The 23,122-nt window shown below is 56.8% G+C and carries 22 protein-coding genes and 1 pseudogene; 15 read left to right on the top strand and 8 right to left on the bottom strand.

The genetic code is table 11. From position 1 onward, the window contains the following. The 10 genes and pseudogenes from CAF74_RS27350 to CAF74_RS27385 form a co-directional block, all read left to right on the top strand. Nucleotides 1-517, top strand: a pseudogene (locus CAF74_RS27350) (DUF2345 domain-containing protein); the annotation flags it as partial. Further along, on the top strand, nt 507-1,250 hold the full coding sequence (locus tag CAF74_RS27355) for a DUF4123 domain-containing protein (RefSeq protein ID WP_085748417.1): 744 nt from the start codon (nt 507-509) through the stop codon (nt 1,248-1,250). The pseudogene CAF74_RS27350 and the gene CAF74_RS27355, both read left to right, overlap by 11 nt. Further along, on the top strand, nt 1,247-6,106 hold the full coding sequence (locus CAF74_RS27360; protein ID WP_085748418.1) for an RHS repeat-associated core domain-containing protein: 4,860 nt from the start codon (nt 1,247-1,249) through the stop codon (nt 6,104-6,106). Before CAF74_RS27355 ends, CAF74_RS27360 begins: the two co-directional genes overlap by 4 nt. A gap of 2 nt (nt 6,107-6,108) precedes the next feature. Continuing rightward, the gene (locus CAF74_RS29145; protein WP_134023982.1) at nt 6,109-6,477 is read left to right on the top strand and encodes a hypothetical protein; all 369 of its coding nucleotides are present in this window, start codon (nt 6,109-6,111) and stop codon (nt 6,475-6,477) included. A gap of 159 nt (nt 6,478-6,636) precedes the next feature. Further along, complete coding sequence (locus CAF74_RS27365) at nt 6,637-7,062, top strand: EndoU domain-containing protein (protein ID WP_256578414.1); 426 nt, start codon at nt 6,637-6,639, stop codon at nt 7,060-7,062. 13 nt (nt 7,063-7,075) lie between these two features. Further along, nucleotides 7,076-7,498, top strand: a complete 423-nt coding sequence (locus tag CAF74_RS27370) for a hypothetical protein (protein WP_085748419.1) — start codon at nt 7,076-7,078, stop codon at nt 7,496-7,498. A gap of 93 nt (nt 7,499-7,591) precedes the next feature. Continuing rightward, entirely contained in the window at nt 7,592-7,966 is a 375-nt protein-coding gene (locus tag CAF74_RS27375; RefSeq protein WP_085748420.1) for a hypothetical protein, read from the top strand. 54 nt (nt 7,967-8,020) lie between these two features. Next, nucleotides 8,021-8,641: a hypothetical protein gene (locus CAF74_RS27380; protein ID WP_085748421.1), complete on the top strand. Its 621-nt coding sequence runs from the start codon at nt 8,021-8,023 to the stop codon at nt 8,639-8,641. Nucleotides 8,642-8,711: 70 nt separating this feature from the next. After that, nucleotides 8,712-9,134 carry a hypothetical protein gene (locus CAF74_RS29150; RefSeq protein WP_139832936.1) on the top strand — a complete coding sequence of 141 codons (423 nt, stop codon included), beginning with the start codon at nt 8,712-8,714 and terminating at the stop codon, nt 9,132-9,134. Next, complete coding sequence (locus CAF74_RS27385; RefSeq protein WP_085748422.1) at nt 9,131-9,562, top strand: hypothetical protein; 432 nt, start codon at nt 9,131-9,133, stop codon at nt 9,560-9,562. Before CAF74_RS29150 ends, CAF74_RS27385 begins: the two co-directional genes overlap by 4 nt. 48 nt (nt 9,563-9,610) lie before the next feature. Here the strand turns inward: CAF74_RS27385 and CAF74_RS27390 are convergent, their stop codons facing one another. Beyond that, nucleotides 9,611-10,432, bottom strand: a complete 822-nt coding sequence (locus CAF74_RS27390) for a VanW family protein (protein ID WP_085748423.1) — start codon at nt 10,430-10,432, stop codon at nt 9,611-9,613. Nucleotides 10,433-10,676: 244 nt separating this feature from the next. Between CAF74_RS27390 and CAF74_RS27395 the strand changes: the two genes are divergently transcribed. Continuing rightward, nucleotides 10,677-11,498, top strand: a complete 822-nt coding sequence (locus CAF74_RS27395) for a glycosyltransferase (RefSeq protein ID WP_085748424.1) — start codon at nt 10,677-10,679, stop codon at nt 11,496-11,498. 326 nt (nt 11,499-11,824) lie between these two features. On the opposite strand, the gene CAF74_RS27400 is transcribed toward CAF74_RS27395, so the two are convergent. The 7 genes from CAF74_RS27400 to CAF74_RS27430 all read right to left on the bottom strand — a co-directional run bounded on the left by CAF74_RS27400 (nt 11,825) and on the right by CAF74_RS27430 (nt 18,939). Then, nucleotides 11,825-12,409: a hypothetical protein gene (locus CAF74_RS27400; protein ID WP_085748425.1), complete on the bottom strand. Its 585-nt coding sequence runs from the start codon at nt 12,407-12,409 to the stop codon at nt 11,825-11,827. Nucleotides 12,410-12,492: 83 nt separating this feature from the next. After that, nucleotides 12,493-12,672: a hypothetical protein gene (locus tag CAF74_RS27405; RefSeq protein ID WP_085748426.1), complete on the bottom strand. Its 180-nt coding sequence runs from the start codon at nt 12,670-12,672 to the stop codon at nt 12,493-12,495. A gap of 11 nt (nt 12,673-12,683) precedes the next feature. Beyond that, nucleotides 12,684-12,926 carry a hypothetical protein gene (locus CAF74_RS27410; RefSeq protein WP_085748427.1) on the bottom strand — a complete coding sequence of 81 codons (243 nt, stop codon included), beginning with the start codon at nt 12,924-12,926 and terminating at the stop codon, nt 12,684-12,686. An 86-nt stretch (nt 12,927-13,012) separates the two neighbouring features. Next, complete coding sequence (locus CAF74_RS27415; RefSeq protein WP_085748428.1) at nt 13,013-14,080, bottom strand: lipocalin-like domain-containing protein; 1,068 nt, start codon at nt 14,078-14,080, stop codon at nt 13,013-13,015. After that, the gene (locus CAF74_RS27420; protein ID WP_085748429.1) at nt 14,070-16,541 is read right to left on the bottom strand and encodes an FtsX-like permease family protein; all 2,472 of its coding nucleotides are present in this window, start codon (nt 16,539-16,541) and stop codon (nt 14,070-14,072) included. The genes CAF74_RS27415 and CAF74_RS27420 overlap by 11 nt, the downstream gene beginning before the upstream one ends. Beyond that, nucleotides 16,538-17,191 carry an ABC transporter ATP-binding protein gene (locus CAF74_RS27425; RefSeq protein ID WP_085748430.1) on the bottom strand — a complete coding sequence of 218 codons (654 nt, stop codon included), beginning with the start codon at nt 17,189-17,191 and terminating at the stop codon, nt 16,538-16,540. Before CAF74_RS27425 ends, CAF74_RS27420 begins: the two co-directional genes overlap by 4 nt. A gap of 50 nt (nt 17,192-17,241) precedes the next feature. Further along, nucleotides 17,242-18,939, bottom strand: a complete 1,698-nt coding sequence (locus tag CAF74_RS27430) for a sulfatase-like hydrolase/transferase (protein WP_085748431.1) — start codon at nt 18,937-18,939, stop codon at nt 17,242-17,244. Nucleotides 18,940-19,321: 382 nt separating this feature from the next. On the opposite strand from CAF74_RS27430, the gene CAF74_RS27435 reads away from it, so the two are divergent. Genes CAF74_RS27435 through CAF74_RS27450 form a run of 4 tightly spaced genes read left to right on the top strand, consistent with a single transcriptional unit; the run spans nt 19,322 to nt 23,120 of the window. Further along, nucleotides 19,322-20,674, top strand: a complete 1,353-nt coding sequence (locus tag CAF74_RS27435) for a UDP-glucose/GDP-mannose dehydrogenase family protein (RefSeq protein WP_085748432.1) — start codon at nt 19,322-19,324, stop codon at nt 20,672-20,674. Further along, complete coding sequence (locus tag CAF74_RS27440) at nt 20,671-21,708, top strand: NAD-dependent epimerase/dehydratase family protein (protein ID WP_085748433.1); 1,038 nt, start codon at nt 20,671-20,673, stop codon at nt 21,706-21,708. Before CAF74_RS27435 ends, CAF74_RS27440 begins: the two co-directional genes overlap by 4 nt. Before the next feature lie 18 nt (nt 21,709-21,726). After that, a complete protein-coding gene (locus tag CAF74_RS27445) occupies nt 21,727-22,473 on the top strand; it encodes a sugar transferase (RefSeq protein ID WP_085748434.1) in 747 nt (248 codons plus the stop codon). Further along, nucleotides 22,473-23,120, top strand: coding sequence for a CpsD/CapB family tyrosine-protein kinase (locus tag CAF74_RS27450; protein WP_011333467.1), 648 nt, complete (start codon nt 22,473-22,475; stop codon nt 23,118-23,120). The genes CAF74_RS27445 and CAF74_RS27450 overlap by 1 nt, the downstream gene beginning before the upstream one ends. Nucleotides 23,121-23,122 lie beyond the last annotated feature (2 nt).

A 23,122-nucleotide genomic window follows, 5' to 3' on the forward strand; every position in this document is an offset into this window, starting at 1 on the left:
GAACATCGAACACGACCAGAAAATCCGCGTCGGCAACGAACGCCACGACGTCGTGGAAAAGAACAGCTACACGGAATTCAAGGCCGAAGAACACCACACGGTTTACGAAGACCGCAAAGTCGAAACGCGGGCCAACGACCACCTGACCGTGGGCGTGAACCAGCACATCAAGATCGGCACCGGGCAATTCATCGACGCCGGCCAGGAAATTCACCTGAGCAGCGGCATGAAAGTGGTGCTGGAGGCTGGGGCTGAACTGACGCTGGTCGGCGGTGGCAGCTTCATCAAGATCGATGGCGGCGGCGTGACCATGAGTGGGCCGGCGATCAACATCAACTCCGGCGGCGGACCAGGCAGCGGCACCGGCGCCGCCCCGTTGATGCCGGGCGTGTTGAAACAGGCGGATGCCGACAAGGCTGGTGCCGTACTGACCCCGGCGCAAATCAACACCCTCAAACGTAATGCACCGTTCTGCGAAGAGTGCGAAAAATGCAAGGCAGGTGCCTGTGCCATCTAATCGACTGACACCCAAGGATTGGCTGGCACAACAGCCGCTGCAAAAAGATGAGCGTCTGTATCTGGTCATCAGCGCCGCGAGCGATGCAGAAGCGCTCAAGGCCTTGTATCAGAGCGAACCGTCCGTGCAGGCCATTCCCGTCTGGGGCGGAACACCCTACTCCACCTGGCAACCGGTGATGCCATACGTCGCCGAACTCCAAGCCAGCTCGGCCTTCCTGCCCTGGATCACCGAAACCGACGCCCTCGACTGGGGCTGGCTGGCGGTCTCCCGCTCGGAGCCCAACGAAGTTTTCGAACACCTGCGCAGCTTGACCCAAGTGAAGATGCCGGACGGGACCGAAGTGTTTTTCCGGTTCTGGGATGGACGGCATATCTATCCGATTCTTGAGGGGTTGGGTGAGACGGCTGGGGAAGTGTTGCCGGTGTTTGAGCGGTACCTGATTAATGGGCGGAGCCTGGAAGTCGGACCGAGGGTGGTGCCGAAGGTGAGGGATTGGCCGTGGTGGGAGGTGCCGAAAGACCTGCTGGACAGCTTGATGGCCGAAAACCCGTCGACCGTGATCGGCAACATGATGCAGTGGCTGCTGGACGAACATGCCGACCTGTACTTCTCGTTCCCTGAATCGAACCTGCAAAAGAAAGTGGCGCGTTTCGTAAAACGCACGCCACTCACGGAAGAAAATTTTACCGGCCTGCTGAAGGCCCATCTGGAAAGTGAGGTGGCTGTATGAGCATTTTGATGGGTGAGATTGTTGCCAATCTCAATGCAAAACAGCCTGATGCTCAGGCCATCATCAGCGACTTCAAGAAGTGTCTGAAAGATTATCGCGAGCATGCCGAAGCCTGGTACGGCGGTATTCTGGACGCAGAGCAGCAGTTCAAGGTCGGTGACGAAGTCGGCACGGCGGACAAGGACAGCAAAAAGGAAAATACCCTTTATGCCAACTGCCCTGCCAACGGCAAACTCAAACTTGTACATAGTTTTGAGTCTGCGCGTTTTGTACCTATCGGCAATACGCCGGTGCGACTGGTGCCGGTGGAGAATGGCAAGCTCTACGGAAAGAACGAAGTCGGTCAACCGATCAACGTCAAAATCGGTCCAAGCGGGATTCTGGAGGTCACTGGCCTCAAACCGCATCAGCAATATGAAATCACTTTTTTCCCGAATCCCACCAAGGCTCAGATCGATAGCCTGTTCAACTCCTATCAAGGCGTAATCGGGGACCTTAGCGGCTGGCTGCAAACAGAGTGGACCACCGACTTTCTGCCACTTTGGCAAGCGCATACCAATGCATCCATGGCTGGACGGGCATTGCAGCAATTGGAGTCGGCGTGGAAGGGGTTCCTCAAGGCGATTATGGGGCTGTGGGGGGACATCAAAAGTCTGTACGACCTGGTTGCACACCCTCGGGAAAACTACGAAAAACTCAAAAAATTCTTCACCGAAGAACAGATAAAGAAGATCTATAACGCTTCAAAAGAAGCCATTCAAACAGCCCTGCTGATCGCCAGTGACGAGCCACTTATGTGGATCTACGTCGCAGCTATCGTAGCGTGGGTCAAAATGCTGCCTCCGCAGACCTGCACTGAAGTGCTGGCAGAACTGACTACGGAAGTACTGCTGAACATCCTGATCGGTATTGTTTTGACGGGCGGGATCGGTTTGGCCGTCCGTATTGGCACCAAGGGCCTTAATGCTGCAAGGAACAGCGGCAAGGTCATGACACTGATTGAAGACTTCACGTCGATGCTGATGAAGATCAGCAAGAAGAATGCGACAGCACACGCCGATACGGCGAAACCGTTGATGCTCAACGGCAATTCGCCACTGAACCAGGCGAGAAAGGCGAGCGTAGAAATTGCGCCTCCAAAACCCGCAGAGACCGCCACACCACCAAAGAAAAAACCACCCGTTTCCGGAGGTGCTGTAGAGACGGATGCGCAGATTCATGCACGCGGCAAGAAGGAAAACAGCACCCGCGCTCAACAACAGGAAAAAGTAGACAACGCGCCCAACCAGTCCAAAAACCCAGCGGATCAACCTGCTCAGTGCGCCGATAAGACCTGCACTAACGGTGAACCGGTATCGATGGTTACCGGCGAGGAATTGCTGACGCTCACTGACGGCGTATTGGGTGGGCTGCTACCCATTGAATGGACACGTCTCTATCGCAGCAGCGCGGTTGAAATCGACGGGCGTCTCGGCCATGGCTGGAGCCACTCCCTATCCCATCGCCTGCAAATCAACGATGAAGGCGTGTTGTGGACTGATAACGAAAACCGTCAGACCCGCTTCCCGATGCCGACCGAACAACGTCCAGCCATTACCAACAGTCTGGCTCAGGCGGCGATTTATCTGGGCAGCGCGCCGGGTGAACTGATCCTCACCCAAGCAGGAGCAAAACCACGCTTTTATCACTTCCGCGCAGACCGCCTGACGACGGTCAGTGACTCGTACGGAAATCAGGTGCATATCAGCTATGACCTCGTGGGGCGGATCCAGCGCATCGATAACGGTGCTGGCCGCGCGTTGCTGTTGCGCTACGACGATCGCCATATCGTTGCCGTGGATCAGCAACAACAGCGTTCCGAGTATGACGAGCGTGGTGAGCGCCAGGATCCGTGGCTGACCATTCAGACCCTCGTCACCTATCGCTACAACGCTAGCAATCAATTGGTCTCGGCCTCCAACGCTGCAGGCGAAACCGAGCATTACCGTTATAACGATCAGCACGTCATTCTTGAGCGGCAACTGGCCGGTGGCGCCAGTTTCTTCTGGGAATGGGAACGTGAAGGCAAACTCTCCCGCTGCGTACGTCATTGGGCCAACTACTCCCAACTGGAAGCTCGCTACGAGTGGGATGACAAGGGCACGGTAACGGTTCACAACGCCGATGGCAGTGAACAGGTTTACGTGCATGACGAAAATGCACGCCTGATCAGTGAAACCGCTGCCGATGGTGCTGAAACGCAAAACGCCTATGACGCTGAGGGGCGTCTTGTTGCTGTAAAAGATCCAATGGGGGCCATCACCGAGTATCAATACAGCGATGCCGGACGATTGATGGCTGTCATCCCGCCGGAAGAAGAACCGACCCACTACAACTATTTCGATGGTCAACTGATTGAAGTCAAACGTGGCAAGGCCCGTTGGCAGTACGACCGCAATCAACAAGGCGACATCACCCAGCAAATAGACCCACAGGGCAACGAAACCCGCTACAGCTACGACCGCCAGGGCCGCTTGCTAGAAATTCACCATCCTGATGGCAGCCGCCATCAACTGGGCTGGAACAACCTCGGCCAATTACTGGAGGAGCGCCTTCCGGACGGTGGTCAGCGCAAGTATCGCTATGACGCACTCGGACGCCAGATCACCCGGCAGGACGAATTCGGCGCCATTACCCATTACCAATGGGACGCCGTCGATCGCCTGACCCAGATCACCCTCCCCGGCGGTGCCACCCGGGCTTTCACCTACAATCCCTACGGACGCGTCACCGCTGAACGCGACGAGCTCGGCCGCATTACACGCTACGAATACGCCGACAACCTGCATCTGGTCAGCCGCCGCATCAATCCCGACGGCAGCCAGCTGCGCTATCGCTACGACAACGCGGGCCTACTGCTCACTGAAATCGAAAACGAACGCGGCGAGCACTACAAGCTCGACTACTACGCCAACGGCCTGATCCAGCAGGAAACCGGATTCGACGGCCGCCGCACCGCGTACGAATACGATCTCAATGGCCAGTTGCTGAAGAAGACCGAATTCGGCGATGACGGCAGCGAACTGGTTACCGAGTATCAGCGCGATGCTGCCGGTCGACTGCTGGTGAAAACCCTCGCCGATGGCGAAGAGATTCACTACAGCTACGATGCCCTGGGCCGTCTGGTGAATGTCAACGACGGGCACTGGCCGCTTGCCTACGAATACGACGTGCAGGATCGCCTGATCACCGAACACCAGGGTTGGGGCACCACACGTTACGAATACGACAGCGTCGGGCAACTGAGTCACTGCCGCCTCCCCGACGGCAGCACACTCGACTACCGCCATTTGTCAGGCGGACGTCTGAGTAGCATCGACCTCAACGGCTCACGCCTGACCAGCCACCAATTCAATGCCGGTCGCGAGCAGCAGCGCCAGCAAGGACTGTTGCTCAGCCAGTACCAGTACGACGAACAAGGTCGCCTGCAAGCGCACAGCGTCAGCCAGCGTGAAAAAAACCTGTTCCAGCGTCGCTATAACTACGACGCAAACGGCAACCTCGCCGGCATCGACGACAGCCGAAAAGGCAACCGCAGCTTCCACTACGACCCGCTGGACCGCTTGACCAGCGTACGTGGCGCGACACCTGAAACGTTCGCCCACGATCCGGCCGGCAACCTGCTCGGCCAGAACAACGAAGGCACAGCCAACCTCGCCAACGTCAAAGGCAATCGCCTGCTGATGCAGGGCGACCGCCACTACGACTACGACGCCTATGGCAACCTGATCCGCGAACGCCGTGGCACCGGACAGAAACTTGTCACCGAATACCGCTACGACTGCCAGCATCGACTGATCGGTGTCAGCCTGCCGGGCGGCAGCAATGCATCCTATAAGTACGACCCCTTCGGTCGCCGCATCGAGAAAACTGTCGATGGCCATACCACCGAATTCTTGTGGCAAGGCGAACGCCTGATCGCCGAAAGCGCGGACAACCGTTATCGCACTTACATCTACGAACCCGGCAGCTTCCGCCCGCTCGCGATGCTCGACGGCGAAGGCCCGCGTAAGGCAACGCCGTTCTACTATCAACTCGATCATCTGGGCACACCGCAGGAACTCACCGACTACAGTGGCGAGATCATGTGGTCGGCGAAGTACCGTGCGTACGGCAACCTCGCTGCGCTGGATGTCAGTGAAATCGACAACCCGTTGCGATTCCAAGGTCAGTACTTTGATGCCGAGACGGGCCTACACTACAACCGTCATCGCTACTACAATCCGGGTACTGGGCGGTTTTTGACACCGGATCCGATCAAGCTTGCGGGTGGGTTAAATAGCTACCAGTACGTGACTAACCCTACTGGCTGGATAGACCCGCTGGGGCAAACTGAGTGCCCAGGAGGAAACGAAGGTGGGTCTGGATCATCAAAGAAACCAGAGGATGTACCGAAGGTAAAAGAAGGGACGCCAACTCCGCCTATTGCTGACAGAAAATTTAAACCCGGAGAGGATGTACGTCACTTTGAGAAGCATGGAGAGGAAATTGGGCAAACGCTAGGCCACGACAACTACACACTCGAACAGTATGTGGCTGATGCCAACTCCGTTATTCGGAACGGGACGTTTACACCTGAGTTAAACGCTTACGTCGCAATTCCTGGAGGGGTTGGAAGTGCAAAAGGTTTGCTCGTTGGGGTCGATAGGGCTACTGGAGAAATTACTACGATGCACCTCAAACCCATTTCATTCTTTGAAAATAAAGCTCCGAGTTTAGGGTGGAAAGCACAACCGAAATCGGTAAAAACAGACACGATCGGAGCAAACCCTCAGATCGGATGGAAGTCTCCGTACGGATTAAAACCAGAGAAATAGAAATGTTAATAAAGGACATCAGTTGGATATCCAGAGATTCGGCTGAGGCGGAAGTTGAGATCAGCGACGGAAACTTTACCTGCGTTGCATTTTCTCAACCATGCAGCGCGAACATTGGAGAAACAATAAATGATCCATTGCATGTTTTTTCGTTGAAAGAAGCAATGATCTGCGAAAGCGAGTCACCAGTAGGGATCTGGAACACAGAAAAACCTGGACTATCTCGAAAAGTAATTGCCAGAGTAATAAATGCATCAGAGCATCTGGTGGCCGTGGGTGGAATCAAATTATTAATCGATGATTACTTACCCGGCGGCATAAATACTGGCGACCTAATCGAGTTCAAATGCGGCCGAATTGATCTCTGGTAAACAATCCAAAAGGGACAGATTTATTATTAGCTGAAGAAAATAAATCTGTCCCCTTATCGCTCCTAAAAGTCAGACGACTCTCAAAAATCTGAACATGACGAAGGAAAAGCTCCACCGGACCCGTACAATCGTCCATACACTGGCCCAATTCCAGCACAGATGCAGAACAAAATACTGTTCGGCACTCGCAGTCCAAATAGTAACAAACCAATTGGAGGCCACTCCTCTGAGGTACTGACATCTCCCGACCACCAAATGAACGTTTTGCTGACAAATCCGGACGGTACGATAAAAGTCGAAGACTTCAAAATGATTCTTGAACGAAAAGACGGCACTACTGGCATGTCCGCCAAAAAAGGTGGAAAGCATACACTCGCACCTAAAACCTGGAGCAACGAAAAGATACTTTGGGTGACCGACGAGGTAGCAGCAACACCTGGTGTTTTCATGCGAGAAGTTGATGGTATCACCACAACTTTGCATACAAAAACAGTTGACGGCGTGCAGTGGCAAGTACTCAAAGACGACGGCGTTATCACATCCTCCTTCCCAGCTGGCGACTCACCTATGTCGCCTCCTATTTGAATTGAGACAAATCATGGACAGCAAGGCCTTCGATGAATACAACTACTGGCTGGGACAAAGCGAGGATTCTAACTGGAATGAATACATTACAGAGCAGGTAGCCAAAGGAGTTCTAGGAAAATTCAGCGCTGAAGACTGGAACCGGCTTAATGACACGATCCTATCAAGGGAAGAGTATTGGCAGGAGCGAAGTGCTGCGGCACTTGGAGAGAATCGCTCCACCCAGGCAATTGAAATTCTAAAGAAACTTTTGGACTCTCCATTTACCGAAGTATTAATAGTCTCTGCCTCAGAACTGGACTGGAGTGAAGTCCCAATCGAGAATAAATACGCAAAAAAAATACAAGCTATTATTAACTCTCTAAACCACGAAGAACTCGAATCCTATCCAGAACTTGAAAACCTTCTAAAAAAAGCCAGCAGCGCGCAACTTTAAATAGAACCAAATTGAAGAGGGCAGATTTATTATTCGTTAAAGAAAATAAATCTTCCCCCGTCCCTTTTCCGCATTTCAAAACCAACAGGCAAAATGAAAATTTCTCTCAACATTGAACACCTGAAAAACTACAACTTCCCTAGTACATTTATAGAATTCGCGACTACGGAACCTGAACCGGACATTGAACCTTGGTGGCTACTAATATATCAAGAGGGAAAAATAAATTACTGGCACAACACGCTAAAAAATCTGTATCCCAACCGCACGTTAGTTCCTTTCGCAAAGTTCAACGCCAATGATGATATTGCTTGCTTTGACGGTGATGATTTATCCGGCAATCCAAAAGTGCTAATAATACATGCATATGCTTCAGAGGGGTGGGAGCTTCACGGAGAACATCCTGACTTTAGCGCGTGGCTAAAAATAGCCATTGAGACCCATGCGGAATGGAATAAAGAAGATTAAAAACATCCACCTCCAACATCTTATAGGTGTATTCAGTTCTCGCTGGAGAGCGCAATGATTTTCTCAATTGATATCACAGAGTGCTTTGGCGCAATCGACTCCGATAACGCAGGCGGGATTATAAGCTGTATCAGCATCCCACCCATCGAGAACCCTCAGGAAAAATTTCGCCTTAAGCTATCAAATTTTGTACTTAACCTGATCGACGAGCCCTTAATCGATTCGATCAACAGGCAGAACTCAACGTTTTTGGAGAACATGACCGAACACGGCTTCCTTATAATAAGACAAGCCTGTATTTCCTTTGAGTCAATAAAAGGCTACGAAAAACTACTGCGACTATCAAATCAAGATCACGGGTATTTAACCCACGAGCGCTACGGCAAAAAATTAAATACCGGAGACAAGATTTACGACATCAGCGGAAGAATTTTTTCGACCCCGGAGCTCTTGATTAACTTCGCATTCATTTCACCCAATACTATAACACTTGAATTTAACTCATCAGACTACACATACATAGAAAGCTACCCGGAGTTTCAAAAGGCTTTAGAAAAACTAAATTCAATAGAAAAACCTACTCAACCACCTCTCACAGGCCTATTCGACTCCACATATAGCAACACTCACACCACTAGCAACTTTGACGCTGGCTATCGAATTTACAATCAATAATTAAAACACTCCACAAAGGGAACAGACTCACTTCTATTTATGCTTCAAAAAAAACAACAGGAATATCTCGATGAGTTACTTGGAAAAAGAAATCACATCAGCACTTGAAACAAACAATCTAAAAAACCAGCAAATCAAAGACATTGAATTAGAAAAAATAATCTCAGACATAAAAACCTGCTTCTTTTACTCCAACACAAAAACCCTTGACCCCTTCAATCTAAAATCCGTAACAAAACAACACGACCCAAACTTTTGGAAAAAAGTCGATCTCCTATACCCTTCTGAGAAACCAAAATTAATCGTCCTCGACAACCAAATCCATGCCTGGACGCTTCAGTCATCATCCGATTTGAAAATATTGCTTTCAGAAACGACTGGCTTTCCATTCTGGATAACTAATACAGCCCTTAGCTTCTTAACTTATGTAGACGACCACGATTGCGTACATACAGCATCCCCTTCGTTTCCTCCCGCGATTAAAAAATCATGATCTTCAAATCAGAAAACAACATCATTGACCCAACCTCTGTAACCTACCGCAGCCTTGGCTTCGGTGAACCGCTCTCCAAAAATACCAAAAAATATACTTTATCAATAAAAACTCACGAACTGCCCGAGCAATTCCACGAGCTGACAAATGCATTCATCGCCGAATGCATACAAGACGATAACAAACAAGGCTACGCCGACATCCCCGCATTACGAGATTGCAATTACCCGCCACTTTCAACCCTGATAAGAAACCGCCCAGACGTAGCAGCAACCCTCATCAAAGACTATTTATTCTTTGAGCTGTTCTATTTGCTATTCCCATCAAAGGGAAAGCTAGAACTGGTAATAAACTCGATTTCCGGAGTTTATTATCTGGACGATACGTTTCACCTATGCGGCGAAACGTATCCCTACCTAAACCCGTAATTGCGTTATTTCCGTCACAGACTCAAAACCCTAAGGCAAAAACACAACCTACTGCTGCCTTTCAATGACTTGTTCCCCGACCTCATACTTAACCACCACCCGATTCCCATACAACCGCTCCCTCTCCACCAACGCCCCCACCTGCCCCTTCTCCCGCACCTCCCGCCAAATCTCATTCTCGCGATACACCCGCTCCCCCTCCCGCACAAACCGATGCCCCACTTCAAACACGTGATACCGATAAGCCCGCTCCCGGTCGCACAACAATTCCCCCTCCAACTGCGTCTCCCCCACTTTCAACTTCAGCTGAAAGCTGCGATCCGTCGGGTTGTGCAGTACCAGGTCGATGTAGTTGTAGAAGATCGCCGCGCCGGAGCCGAATGGCAGGACGCGGCCGTCGTCCGGGAAGGGGTCGAAGCTGTGGTTGGCGCGTTCGATGACGACCAGCGGTGAGTGAATGGCCATCCAGTGGATGAGGTTGCTGAGTTGGCAGATGCCGCCGCCGATGCCGGTGCGAGCTTCGCCGAATGAGAGTTCCATGCCTTCGACATAGCCGCGTTGGCGGGTCGGGCGGCCGACGAGGCGGCAGAAGGAGAAATATTCGCCGGGGGCGATGGTGACGCCGTCGATGGCGGCGACGGCGAGTTTGAGGTTGATGACTTTGTTGTGTTGCAGCGCGAGGTTGGAGTCGCCGAGTTTGCGGATCAGTTTTGAGGTGTGTTTGAGGTAGCGGTAAGGCAGGCGCTCGAACGTCGTGGCAGGCCGCGCGTAGCGTTTGCTCGAGCAATGCCAGGCGATGTGGCGGAACAGTCTTTTTTGCCACACGCGCAGCCAGTAAAGGGCCGGGTGGTAGAGGGAAAGTGGTTTCATCCTTGGCGAACGGCGCGGGCCGTTGTCTTCCTTGAACTTGAAAGGGCGGCGCATCTTACCGTGGAACCGCGCTTGATCGCCAAGCGCCTCGCCGGTGTCGCAAGCCGTAACAAGTCGCCCGGCCCGGGCGCTTAGCAATTAAGCTTGAACTAAGGTTGCGTCCCTACCATCCGGGCCACAAAGCAGCGGTTCTGTGTGCTGATTGCCGTCAGCAGAACCCTTCAACTTGAAGTGAGCCCGGACCATGAGTGCGATCGATTCCACCTCAAAACAACTGCCCGCCTTCAGCCTTGTATTGGTCAATTACAAGACGCCGGAAATAACCCGGATGTGCCTGGAGTTTCTCCAGCAGTACGTCAAGGAGAATCAAATTCCGGTGTGGGTGGTGGACAACGATTCCGCCGATGAAAGCCTGATTTACTTGCGGTCTCTGGACTGGATCAACTTGATCGAGCGCCCTTCACCCGGCAAGGAAGCGGGGCATATTGCTCATGGCAAGGCACTTGATCTGGCACTTGCGAAAGTTGAAACCGATTACCTGTTTTTGCTGCACACCGACACTTTCGTTTTTGACAGTACTGTCTTTTCGATGATGATGAATGAGTGCATGCAATCTTTGGATACCGCGGCGGTCGGTTGCGTCGAACAATTGGATCGCGGCGTCCTTAGAGACACCTGGCGTTTGTCTTCTCGTTATTTCAAACACTATTTCCGCCGGGCAAAACAGCATTTCGGGTTGCCGTCCCGGGATCCAAAACCCTACCGGGAAACTCACCTGAAAAGCTTCTGCACCTTGTGGAATGCACGGCTGATCAAGGCTCACGGGCTGCATTTTTCGATGGACGACCGGGTCCCGGGATACACGCTGCAGGATCGTTTAAGCAACCTTGGCTACGGCATCAAATGCCTCTCGCCGCGGACGATTTTCCGCTACCTCGATCACATTCAGGCCGGCACCGTGGCCGCGATCGGTGGATACGGCAAACAGCACCGCCGCACCACCATGTATCAGGAAACGCTCAAGCGCCTTCAGTTACAACAGCGCATGCGACCCGCCAAATCGTAAGACAATAAAAAAGGGCGACTTCAAAGTCGCCCTTTCTGCATCTGAATTCTTTGGCTTCCACTCCGAGGAGGTGTTCGCCCAGTGTAATGGCCTGGCAATCCATGCACCGGTAAAGAGCCCTGACACTGGGCGAACGGGAGGGATTTTAATGGAAGTTGGCGGATATGTCGTGCTAATTGAAGATGAAATTTATGTACTGAAAAGTTAAAGGACATTGCTTACCGATTTTTCCCGACAAACTTTCTGACATCATCACCTCGAATACTCCATATGACTGTTCTCATACAATTACTTGTACAAGAACAGCCATTCTGTAGAGTCAATACTCAACTTTCATGCTGACTGGTCACTTTTAATACATCGGTGTAAGTGACCACGACGCTTTGCCCGACTTTCAAATCTTTCAGTTTGGCCTGAATCTCAGGCTTTTCGACGTTGAGGGTTTTCGACTGGCCCGACGGGTTTTCCAGGGTGACCTGGTTTGTCGCCAAATCAATTTTGGTGATTTTCAGTTGCACCTGAACCTGGCGGAAGGCCTCGCCACCGGGGTTGCTGCTGCCCACGGCGTTGCGCAGTTCACCCGTGCGCTCGGTAGAGCCTGGCAGACCTTTATCCACGTCGGTGTCCAGATAAGCGGCCACAGAGCGGGTCACTTCGATCTGTACCAGATCGCCCACTTTCAAATTACCGAGGTTTTTCGCCTTGTCGCTGAGCTGAATGTGCACCTGGCGACCTTCCGCGCCTTCCAGGACCAATTGATGATTGGCCGGGTCAACCGCCAGCACTTTGGTGGTGACCCGGTCGGCCTCGACAGCGGCCGAAAGCGGTATATCGGCGGCCACCGCCGAAAAGCTGGCAGTAGAAAGGACAGTGGCAAGTGCAATCGCGTGCGTCAGTGCTTGGAGCTTCATAAGCGGTACTTTCCCTGTGATGGATGGCAACACCCGGCGCCAACGTGGTCAGCGACGGATGTGCCAGTGAGCATAGACGCGCTTCAGGGTCTGTTCCGCGATCGTTGCGCAGTGTCCTGCGCCGTGGACTCGCCACTGGGGGTGCCTTTACCGGAGCTCTGCCGCTGTTTGGGATCGGTGGGGCGCAGCGCGTCGTTGTCGCGCTCGGTTTCACCCGGCGGACGAGGTTCGTCGGGGTGCTCGCTATCAGGAACAGTCTTCATGTCGTACCTCCTCAGGCATCCGGGTCATCGAGTTCCCGCGCAACATTCTTGGCGGGTGAGTCCTTGTGCAGGTCATCGGCCTTGGCTCTGAGGATCTGCCACTGCTCAAGATCGATGGCACCTTGACCAAGCAAATCGTCAGCAATGCGCTGCAGATCGAAGTAATGGGCATCCGGGGATTGTTGCCAGTACGTCTGATCGTCAAACATCTGCTGCCAGGTCGTCAGGTCTGGAGATTTCAGTTCCTCGCTCATTGATCGGATCCTCGGCCATGTTCCTCGGTAGAGGGGGCATCCCGGACAGAGTTCCAATCGATTCCTTCGCGGCACGGCGCGTGGAATCAATACCCGGTCATCTCCAGATAGCCCTGCCCGCCCCGGTTGCCGCTCAGGCGCACCGGCCCTTCCCAATACGGAATGCGCAGGTTCATCCAGGCGTCGGGGTTGATTGCATCGAGGGTGATCTGCAGATTCCTTGTCGGGATCTCGATCGACCAGCGCACCGGCATCGAACGGCCCGAGACTTTTGCAGTGTCCTGCGGGGTCAGCTTGATCTGCTCGGCGTGCAGGGTTTCGGTCTGGCCATCGGCGGCAATCCACGTGCCGGTCAGGTACGGCGCCCCTTCCTTCTGGCGCATGCGGTACAGCATGACGTGTTCGCCGCCGTCCAGATGCAGGGAGAACCAGTCCCAGCCCGTCTGGTTGGCGGTCAGCGGCTGGCTGCTCCATTCGCGGTCGAGCCAGGCCGGGCCGTTGACGGTGTAGGTCTGGCCGTCGATCTGCAGGGTGCCGCTGGCCTGGAAAAACGGCTGGCTGTAGTAATACGACGCCTGGCCCTGTTCGGATTTCTGGCTGAAACCCTTGTCGCCTTGCAGCACCAGCGGGCGGCTGGAGGTCAGGCGCAGTTGATAGCTGAAGTTTTTATCCCGGGCGCTGAGTTGCAGGTCGGCCAGCGGATCGCTCGCCTGACTGACGAAACGCCAGTCATCGATCCACGCCTCGAACGGCGCTGCACGCACCCCCGCCTGCCCGACGCCGCCACGGGCATAACGCTCGGCGGCGTGGTGGACGCTGGCGGAGGTCACCGCCGCATGCCCGAGCCAGATCGTCTGGTTGGCCCAGCCCGGCTGCGGCGGCGAGGCGTTCAGAGCGCTGCGAAACAACGTCCACTGCACGCCGAAATCGTTGCCCTGCGCATCCTTGAGATTGGCCGTCACGTACCACCATTCGATACGAAAACCGTCATGGGCGCCGTGATCCGCCGGGAAGCTGAACACCCGACCCGGCACCACCGGCGTAAACGCCTGCGCCTGAGCGCCCATCCCGGCAAAGCCCTTCTGCTCCGGTGCGGAGTTATCGCAACCACTGAGCAACAACGCCAAAAACACCAGCGCAAACCTAGTCTTCATGAGCAAACGTCCTCAGCAGGTCCGCCGGTTGCGTGCGGTACAGCGAATACAGCGGCCACGCCGAGGCCAGCAACGTCGCCAGCAGCGCCAGCCCCATCAGTTGCAGCAACTGCAATGGAAACACCCGCAGCGGCAGACGCCAGCCGAAGGCCTGAACGTTGATCACCGCGTCCAGACTCCACGCCAGGCCGATGCCCAACGGCAAGGCCAGCACCAGCGTCAGCAGCGCCAACAGCCACGTTTGCCCGAGGTTGAGCAGCATCAATTGCCGCCGCGTCACACCCAACGCCCACAACGGTGCGAGCTGGCCGAGACGGCTCTGGCTCTGGGTCAGCAGGCTGATGAACAGCGCCACACCGGCGACAGCCAACGTCAGGCTATTCAGCGCAGCGGTCGCGGCGAAGGTGCGTTCAAAGACTTGCACCGACCAGCCCTTGAGCCGCGCCTGATCGACGATCCGGCTGTCATCAAGCTGGAAGCGTGCCTGCAAGGCCGTGAGCAACGCCGGGATGTTCGGCGGGTCGATGCGCAGGTTGAAGCGGTTTGGCGTCAGCTGTGGCCAGCCGCGCAACAGGTGATTGCTGTTGACCAGCACATGGCCCTTGGGATTGCCGTAGTCGGCGTAGATGCCGACGATGCGCGGCGACCACGACCCGCCCGGCGTGGGAATCGACAGGTGATCGCCCGGCGTCACTTTCAAGCGCCGCGCCAGTTGTTCGCTGAGCATCACCGCATCGTCCTTGGCCAGCGCCGCCCACGGGTCGTCTCCTCGAGATTCGAGCAACGGCCAGTGCTGGCGATAGTGCGGATGATCGATGATCCCGAACACGTCCGCCGGCCAGCCTTGCAGCGTCACAGAGACCTGCCAGTTGGGCATGATCGCGGTGACATTCGCTTGCTGTTTGAGCCAGGTGTACAGCTCCCGCGCCTGCGCCGGGTTGCTCGGGTTCAGATAAAGCTCGGCGGTGAGCCGTTGTTCGAGCCAGTCGTTGAAGGTCTGGCGGAAACCGGCGGTCATGCTGCCGGCACCGATGTTCGCCGCCATCGCCAGCAGCAGCGCCATCAACGCCAGGCTCAGCGCCGGCAATTGCTGGCGGCAATCGGCGAGAAACCACTGCCCGAGCACCGAGCGGCTACGCCTGAGCAACCCGTTGAGCAACGCACTGAGCAACACCGGCAACGCCAGTGCGGCGCCGAGCAACAGCCCCGCCATCAACACAAAACCGCTAGCCAGGCTGTTGCCCCACACCAGCGCCGCCAGCGCGATAACTGCACAGATACCCGCGACCCAACCCTGACGCCGCAACCAGCGCGCATGTTGCTGATGCCAGGCCTGCGGATCCGCCACCGCCAGCAACGGCAGACGCGCCGCCCGCAGCAGGCTATTGGCCCCGGCCAGTAACGCACCGAGCAGACTCAAGCCGATGCCGCTGAACCACCACCACGGACTCAGACGCAACTGCCCCGCCACTTCCGCGCCGTACAGACCGCGCAGGCTGGCGGCGACATCCGGCAACAGCACGCTCGCCAGCCAATAACCGCTGACTACGCCGAACAATCCGCCGATCAACGCCAGCGCGCCGAGTTCGACGATCAGGCAAGCGATCAGCATCCGCGCGCTGACCCCGCAGGCCCTCAAGGTGCGCAGCAGTCCCCGACGTTGCTCCAGCGCCAGACCGATAGCCGCGTGGACGATGAACAAACCGACAATGAACGAGAGAAACCCGAGCGCATCGAGGTTGAGGTGGAAGCTCTCGGTCAGTCGCGCAAGGTTGTTTTCCTCGCCACTGCTCTTGAGCTGCAACTGGCCTTTGTACGCGGCCGGGATGTCAGCGTGAAAATCCTTTGGCAGCAGCAGGCGTGACAGTTGCTCGGGTTGTTCGAGCACGCGCTGAGCGACGCCGATGTCCACCAACAGCACACCGGGGGCCATGTCGGTTTGCGCTCGCAGCGGCGGCAGCGTCTGGTCGGATTCGGTGGTTGGCGTCGCGCCCTCGGCGAGGTTCAGCGCCCGCAAGGTTTCGGGAGAAATCCAGGTGCTGCCCGGCGGGCTGAAGAACTCGACGACGCGCTCGATCGGCATCGCCTGCCCGGCCACAGCGCTGTCGCCGGGCAACGACACCGGTTCGATGCCCATCAACTGCAGGCGCTGGTTTTCGTGGCCCTTGAGACTCAGGCGTCCTTGCAGCATCGGCGACACCGGCCAGCCCAGACGCCGCAGATCAACGAACCATTGTTGCGGGAACGTCGCGCCGTTCGGCGTACTGAGGCTGGCCTGGGGTTCGCCGCCAATCAACTGGCTGGCCCGGGCGTAACTGTCCCGCGCATGACTGTTGAGCGCTTCGACCCCGGTCAACAGGCTGGTGGCCAGCCACAAACCGGTCAGCACGCTGAAAAACTGCACCGGATGGCGCCGCCAGTGACTGAGCAGCGCCATCAACGCGTGGCGGAAAACCTTCACGTCAACCGACCGCTGGACAGCACCACGCGCTCCGCCAGCCGCGCCGCCACGCGCTGACTGTGGGTGACCATCAGCAAAGTGGTCGGGGTGTCGTCGAGCAATTCCAGCAACAGCCGCAGTACTTCGTCGCTGGTGGCTTCGTCGAGGCTGCCGGTGGGCTCGTCGGCCAGCAGCAGCTTCGGTTGCGCGGCCAGCGCCCGGCCGAGCGCGACCCGCTGTTGCTGGCCGCCGGAGAGTTGTTCTGGATAGCGCTTGAGCAACTCGCCCAGCCCCAGACGCTGAACCAGATGATGCTGCCAGCGCGGGTCATGCCGCCCGGCCAGGCGCGCCTGAAACGCCAGGTTGTCTTCGATCCGCAGGCTGCCGATCAGGTTGTACTGCTGGAACACCAGACCGATTTCGGTGCGCCGCCAGTTGGCCAGTTGCGCCTCGTTCATGCGGTCCAGCCGATGTTCGCCGCTGCTGATGCTGCCGCTGTCGACTTTGTCGAGCCCGGCAATCAGATGCAGCAGCGTGCTCTTGCCGCTGCCCGACTCGCCCATCAGCGCCAGACTGCTGCCGGGCCTGAGCGCCAGGTCGATGCCTTGCAGCACCGGCAACGGGCCTTGTGGGGTGAGGTAGCTTTTGAAGACGTTTTGAACCTGGAGCATGCCGCCATCCGATCGATCCGTGTCGGCCAAGGATAGCGGATACCGACGCGTTACTGCCCCACCGCCACACTCGTCGGCGCTTCACCCGGCGTGACGATGCTGTTCAGGTCGATGTGTTTCCACTCGGGCTTGGCGCCCAGCCGCGCGTTGAAGCGATAGTTGAAAGTGAATTCGTCCGCCGTCGCCACGCTCAGCGGTTTGCCGTACACCGCTTCGATTCCCGGCAGGTCGTAGCCCATCAACTGCAACAGGGTCGGGAAGATGTTGTAGTGACTGGAGCGATCCTTGTTCGCCGCCAGTTGCGCCGACCAGTCGAGTGTCTGCAACTGATCGCCCTGAATCACTACCAGCGGCACCAGCCCTTCTTCCTCCACCGGGTCGCCGCCGCAGTGGGTGTTCAGTCCCGGATTACCGCGCTCGTGCAAATCCTGGCCGTGATCCGAGGTGTAGATCAGCAGCGCGTTGTTCAGATTGGCCTGGGCAAACACCCGCGAGAAGAACTCGCCGACATTCCACAGCACGGTGTTCTTGTAGGCGTTGCGATACAGCACCCAGTCATCCGGCTGGCCGTTGAAACCGGTGCGCTCGCCGGTGTCGGCGACTTCCGTGAACTGCCCGCGCGGCAAGGTCGGGCGGTAGGCCATGAAGGCGTCGGGGTATTTGTCGTGCACCGGGAAATGCGCGCCGACCTTGTTGATCAGCACCAGCTCCGGCTTGCCGTCGTTGAGCAGTTCGATGAGCTTGGCGGCGGCAGCCATGTCGCGGTCGCGCACGCTGGTCTGGTCGAATTGCACGAATTCGTCGATGTCCTTCTTCTCGGTGTCGGTCATCAGGTTCTGCAGATTGCCGCCGGTGCGCTGAGCGTCGATATAGACCGTGCGCAGGCCGGCCTTTTTCGCGTACTGCCAGATCGATGGCAGCGTGCTGTTGATCCGCATGTAGTCGGCGCGGGTGCCGCCGTAGCGAAGGGTGATGTTGGTGTCGGCACTGCAATTGGCGATGGACGCCGCGTAGCCGTAATTGAAGATCTCGACACCCGCATGGGCCTGTTTGAGGTTGCTGTGCACACCGAATGGCGCGTTGATGTCCAGGTAATTGCCGGAAATGCTTTCGTCGATGATCAGCACGATGTCGTGACCAACCGCCGGGCCATTGCGCGCCAGGGTCACCGGTTCACGCGGGCCGACGGTGTTGTGCAGCGCTTCGTAGCCGAACAGGTTCAGATAGGCCAGCGGCGTGTACATGATCGGCAACCCGCGAGCACCCTCGCCGGCGCGCACGAACAACACGGCGCTGAGCAGCAACACACCGCACAACGGCGCAGCGATCCGCAAGGCATTGGGTACCGGGATCGCGTGCCGAGGCTTGAGACCGATTCCGAACAACAGCAGCAAGCCGTTGAGCAGTCCGTGGATGATCGCCCCCCGGTACTGATACGCCGCTTCCTGAATGAAGCCGCCGGAATACACCAGCGAGACGAAACTGCTGTAGGTCAGGTAATCGGCGGTCACCCTCGTATAAACATCGAAAAACACCGCCGAAATAAACAGGGTTAATGCGAACAAATGCCGAATGAAAGTCTGACGTATATAGGCTGTTAGTAATAATGCGAAAGTCAGCGTCAAAAACATCGCGCCAAAAAGAAGTACTGCCAGACCAATACCCATCGCATTTAAGCGGTCAAGGTAATATTCGAAATAAAGCAACAGATAAATAATTAAAAGCAGTTCTTTCAGATATCGAAACATGGCGATTCCGGGGCGCGTCCGACGAGAGGTTGTCAAGGGTTTGTCGGTCAAAATCTGACACTAGCACCGGGCCATTAAAGCGCAAGAAATGTCGGACATAATCAAAAAGCGTCAAAAAACCGTTGACTCAAATCTGACACACCCAAGTCGTTAAAACCCTTGAAATTCGTGGCCTACGACCGTTTATCGTTTTCTTCGAACGCGTCAAGAACGGGACAAATCCATCTACAGCAAGCACTTGATGGCCTTTCGCCCCCAAAAATGGGGGTGTTATACCCTTGCAACATGTCATTTTGCTGACACGCTTTTCCCACGCTGCGCTATACCCCTTTTGACAGTTCCATTTTCGATCTTCCATCACCGTCTTACGAGGCACGCCAATATGGACGTGAGCGTATTTGGTACGGGCTATGTTGGCCTGATACAAGCAGCCGCACTTGCCGATGTCGGACATCGCGTATTGTGCGTCGATATTGACCCGAACAAGATTAAACAACTGCAACAGGCGGTACCGCCTATTAGCGAACCGGGTCTTTCGGCAACTTTGGAAGAAAACATCAAGGCCGGGCGTTTATTGTTCAGCACCCAGGCCAGCGATGCGGTGGAACATGCCGCACTGATCTTCATCGCCGTGGGCACGCCGGCCGACGAAGACGGCTCCGCCGACCTCAGCCATGTGCTCAACGTGGCGCGGCAGATCGCCAGCTTCATGGAAGACGATCGCACGTTGATCATCAAATCCACAGTGCCGGTCGGCACGGCGGATCAGGTGCTGCACACCGCTGAAGAAGAACTGCAACGGCGTGGCAAAAGCGCTCTGGCAGTGCGGGTGGTGTCCAACCCCGAATTTCTCAAGGAAGGCAGCGCCCTCGCCGACTGCATGCGGCCGGACCGGATCATCGTCGGCACCCACGATGACCTGGCCCGCGAGCAGATGAGCGAGCTGTACGCGCCGTTCTGCCGCAACCACGAAAAACTGATGTTCATGGACAACCGCAGCGCCGAGCTGACCAAGTACGCAGCCAACGCCATGCTCGCCACCCGCATCAGCTTCATGAACGAGCTGGCCAACCTCACCGAACTGCTCGGCGCCGACATCGAAGCGGTGCGCAAGGGCATCGGCTCCGACCCGCGCATCGGCTATCACTTCATCTACCCAGGCTGCGGCTTCGGTGGCTCGTGCTTTCCCAAGGACCTGCGCGCCCTGCTGCACACCGCCGAACACAACGGCATGCCATTGAAACTGCTGCGCAGCGTCACCGACGTCAATGACGCGCAACGGCACATTCTGTTCAGCAAACTCAGGGCGCAATTTCCTCAAGGCCTGGCCGGCAAGTCGATCGCGATCTGGGGTTTGGCGTTCAAGCCGAACACCGATGACATGCGTGAAGCCCCGAGTCGTTACCTGATGGAGGCGCTGTGGGCCGAAGGCGCCAGCGTGCAGGCCTACGATCCGGAAGCGATGTCCGAATGCCGGCGCATTTACGGATACCGCAATGACCTGCACCTGTGCGCCACCCGCGACGACACCCTGGAAGACGCCGACGCACTGGTGATCTGCACCGAGTGGAAGAATTTCCGCGTGGTGGATTTCGAGCTGCTGGCCAGCAAGCTGCGCTCGAAAGTCATCATCGACGGACGCAATCTCTACAACCCGGAACAAGTGGCAGCCGCCGGCCTGCACTACAGCGGCATCGGTCTGCGCCACATCGCGCCTGACGGGTTGCGGCCATGAAAATCCTCGTCACCGGTGCGGCCGGGTTCATTGGTGCTCATGGCGTGCTGCGGCTGGTGCGCGACGGGCATCAGGTGATCGGCCTGGACAACTTCAACAGCTACTACGACCCGCAGCTCAAGCACGATCGGGTGGACTGGGTGCGCGGGCAAATTGGCGATTTCCAGCTCGCCACGGTTGATCTGGCAGATGCTGCGGCGCTGGAAGCATTGTTCGCGAGCGAGCGGCCGCAAGTCGTGGTCCATCTCGCCGCGCAGGCCGGGGTGCGCTATTCGCTGGAGAATCCACGGGCCTATCTGGACAGCAACCTCGACGGTTTCCTGAACATTCTGGAGTGCTGCCGCCGGCACCCGGTCGAGCACCTGATTTACGCCTCGTCCAGTTCGGTGTACGGCGCCAACCAGCGCACGCCCTACTCGGTGCAGGACGGCGTCAATCACCCGCTGTCACTGTACGCCGCGACCAAGAAAGCCAATGAATTGATGGCCCACAGCTACAGCCACCTGTTCGGCATCCCTTGCACCGGGCTGCGCTTTTTCACGGTCTACGGACCGTGGGGCCGGCCGGACATGTCGCCGATCCAGTTCGCCAAGGCGATCAGCGAAGGCTCGCCACTGAAGCTGTTCAACTACGGCGAGCATCAGCGCGATTTCACCTACATCGACGACATCATCGAAAGCATCGCGCGCCTGATCGAGCGGGCGCCCCGGGCCAATCCCGAGTGGAACCGCGAACAACCCGACCCGGCCAGCAGCATGGCGCCGTGGCGCTTGTTCAACATCGGCGGCCAGCACCCGGTGGCGCTGAAAACCTACCTCGCCCTACTGGAAAAACACCTCGGCCAGAAAGCCGTGGTCGAGCTGCTGCCGCTGCAGCCGGGCGACGTACTCAATACCTGCGCCGAGGCCAGCGACCTGGCCCAGGCCACCGGGTTTCAGCCCCGGATAGAGCTGGATGAGGGACTGGGGCGGTTCATCGCCTGGTTCCGCGATTACTACCCCACTGCCTATCGCCCACGCGCCGTTCGCGGCTGAACATCAGCGGAGGACTCCATGACTGGACTTGAGAAAGGTGTACCGATCCAACAACTGGTGCGTGACAAACGCATGGATCCGGAACAGCGAATGCGCCTGGACGCGGCAATCCACCGCCAGGGCCAGGGCTGGATGACCGGTCGCGAGGGCGGTCGGCCGTGGCAACTGTCGCGCACCAATCGGGTGGTCGCCTGCCTCGGTGCGCTGACGATTCTGCTGATGATTTCGCCGCTGCTGATCGGTCTGGCGCTGGCCATCAAATTCACCAGCAAGGGCCCGGTGATGTTCGTGCAGAAACGCACCGGTTATCGCGGGCGCAAGTTCGGTATGTACAAGTTCCGGACCATGGTCGCCAACGCCGAAGAGCTCAAGGAGTCGCTGCGTCACCTGAACAAGCACGGTGCCGACGCCATCGACTTCAAGATCGACCAGGATCCGCGCATTACCGGGATCGGTGGCTTCCTGCGGCGCACCAGCCTCGACGAACTGCCCAACCTGATCAACGTAGTGACCGGCGACATGCGCCTGGTCGGCCCTCGCCCGACCTCGTTCAACGCCTATCGCTACAAGGACAGTCACCTCGCCCGTCTGGCGATCTACCCCGGCATGACCGGCCTGTGGCAGATCTCAGGACGCAGCAACATCGACTTCGACCAGCGCGTTGAGTTGGACCTCAGCTATATCGCCGAGCAGAGCCTTCTGCTTGATCTGAAGATTCTGTTGAAAACCCCCTTCAAAGTATTCAGCGGCCACGGAGCAAGCTAATGGACGGTTCAACCAACAAAAGCCTGAGCATTGCCAGCCCCAGCGAGTCGAACCTGACTTCGACCGTGCTGGACCTGGATCTGCGGATCCTGTTTCTGACCGCCGCCAACCCCGGCGCCGGCACCACCACCAGCGCCCTGGCGCTGGCCAGTCAACTGGCGCAGATGAGCAGCGGCCAGGTGCTGTACGTCGACGCCAGCCAGTCGGCGAGCAACCTGACCCAGCAACTGAACCTGAGCAAGGAGCGCGGCCTGCGCGACCTGCTGTTCAACCCGGACAACCCGCCGCTGCTGCAGGACTGCGTGGTGCAGGTGTCGAGCCTGCCGTTTCATGTGCTGCCCAATGGCCGGCCGATCCGCACTACTGAACACCTGACTGCCGAGCGCCTGAGCCCGCTGCTGGATCAACTGGGCGCTCAGTACCGCTTTGTGGTGATCGATGGCGACGCGGTGTATTCGGCCGCCGACACGTTGGTCATCAGCACCCAGGTCGACGGCGTGGTGTTCGTGGTACGCGCCGAAGACACCCGCTGGGAAGTCGCCCAGGCGGCAGTGCAGCGCTTGACCCAGGCCGGGGCCAAAGTGGTCGGCAGCGTGTTCAACCGGCGCAAGTACTACATGCCTAAATGGCTCTACAAAAACCTGTAAGC

Source organism: Pseudomonas sp. R45(2017), assembly GCF_002112305.1.
GTDB lineage: Bacteria > Pseudomonadota > Gammaproteobacteria > Pseudomonadales > Pseudomonadaceae > Aquipseudomonas > Aquipseudomonas paraglycinae.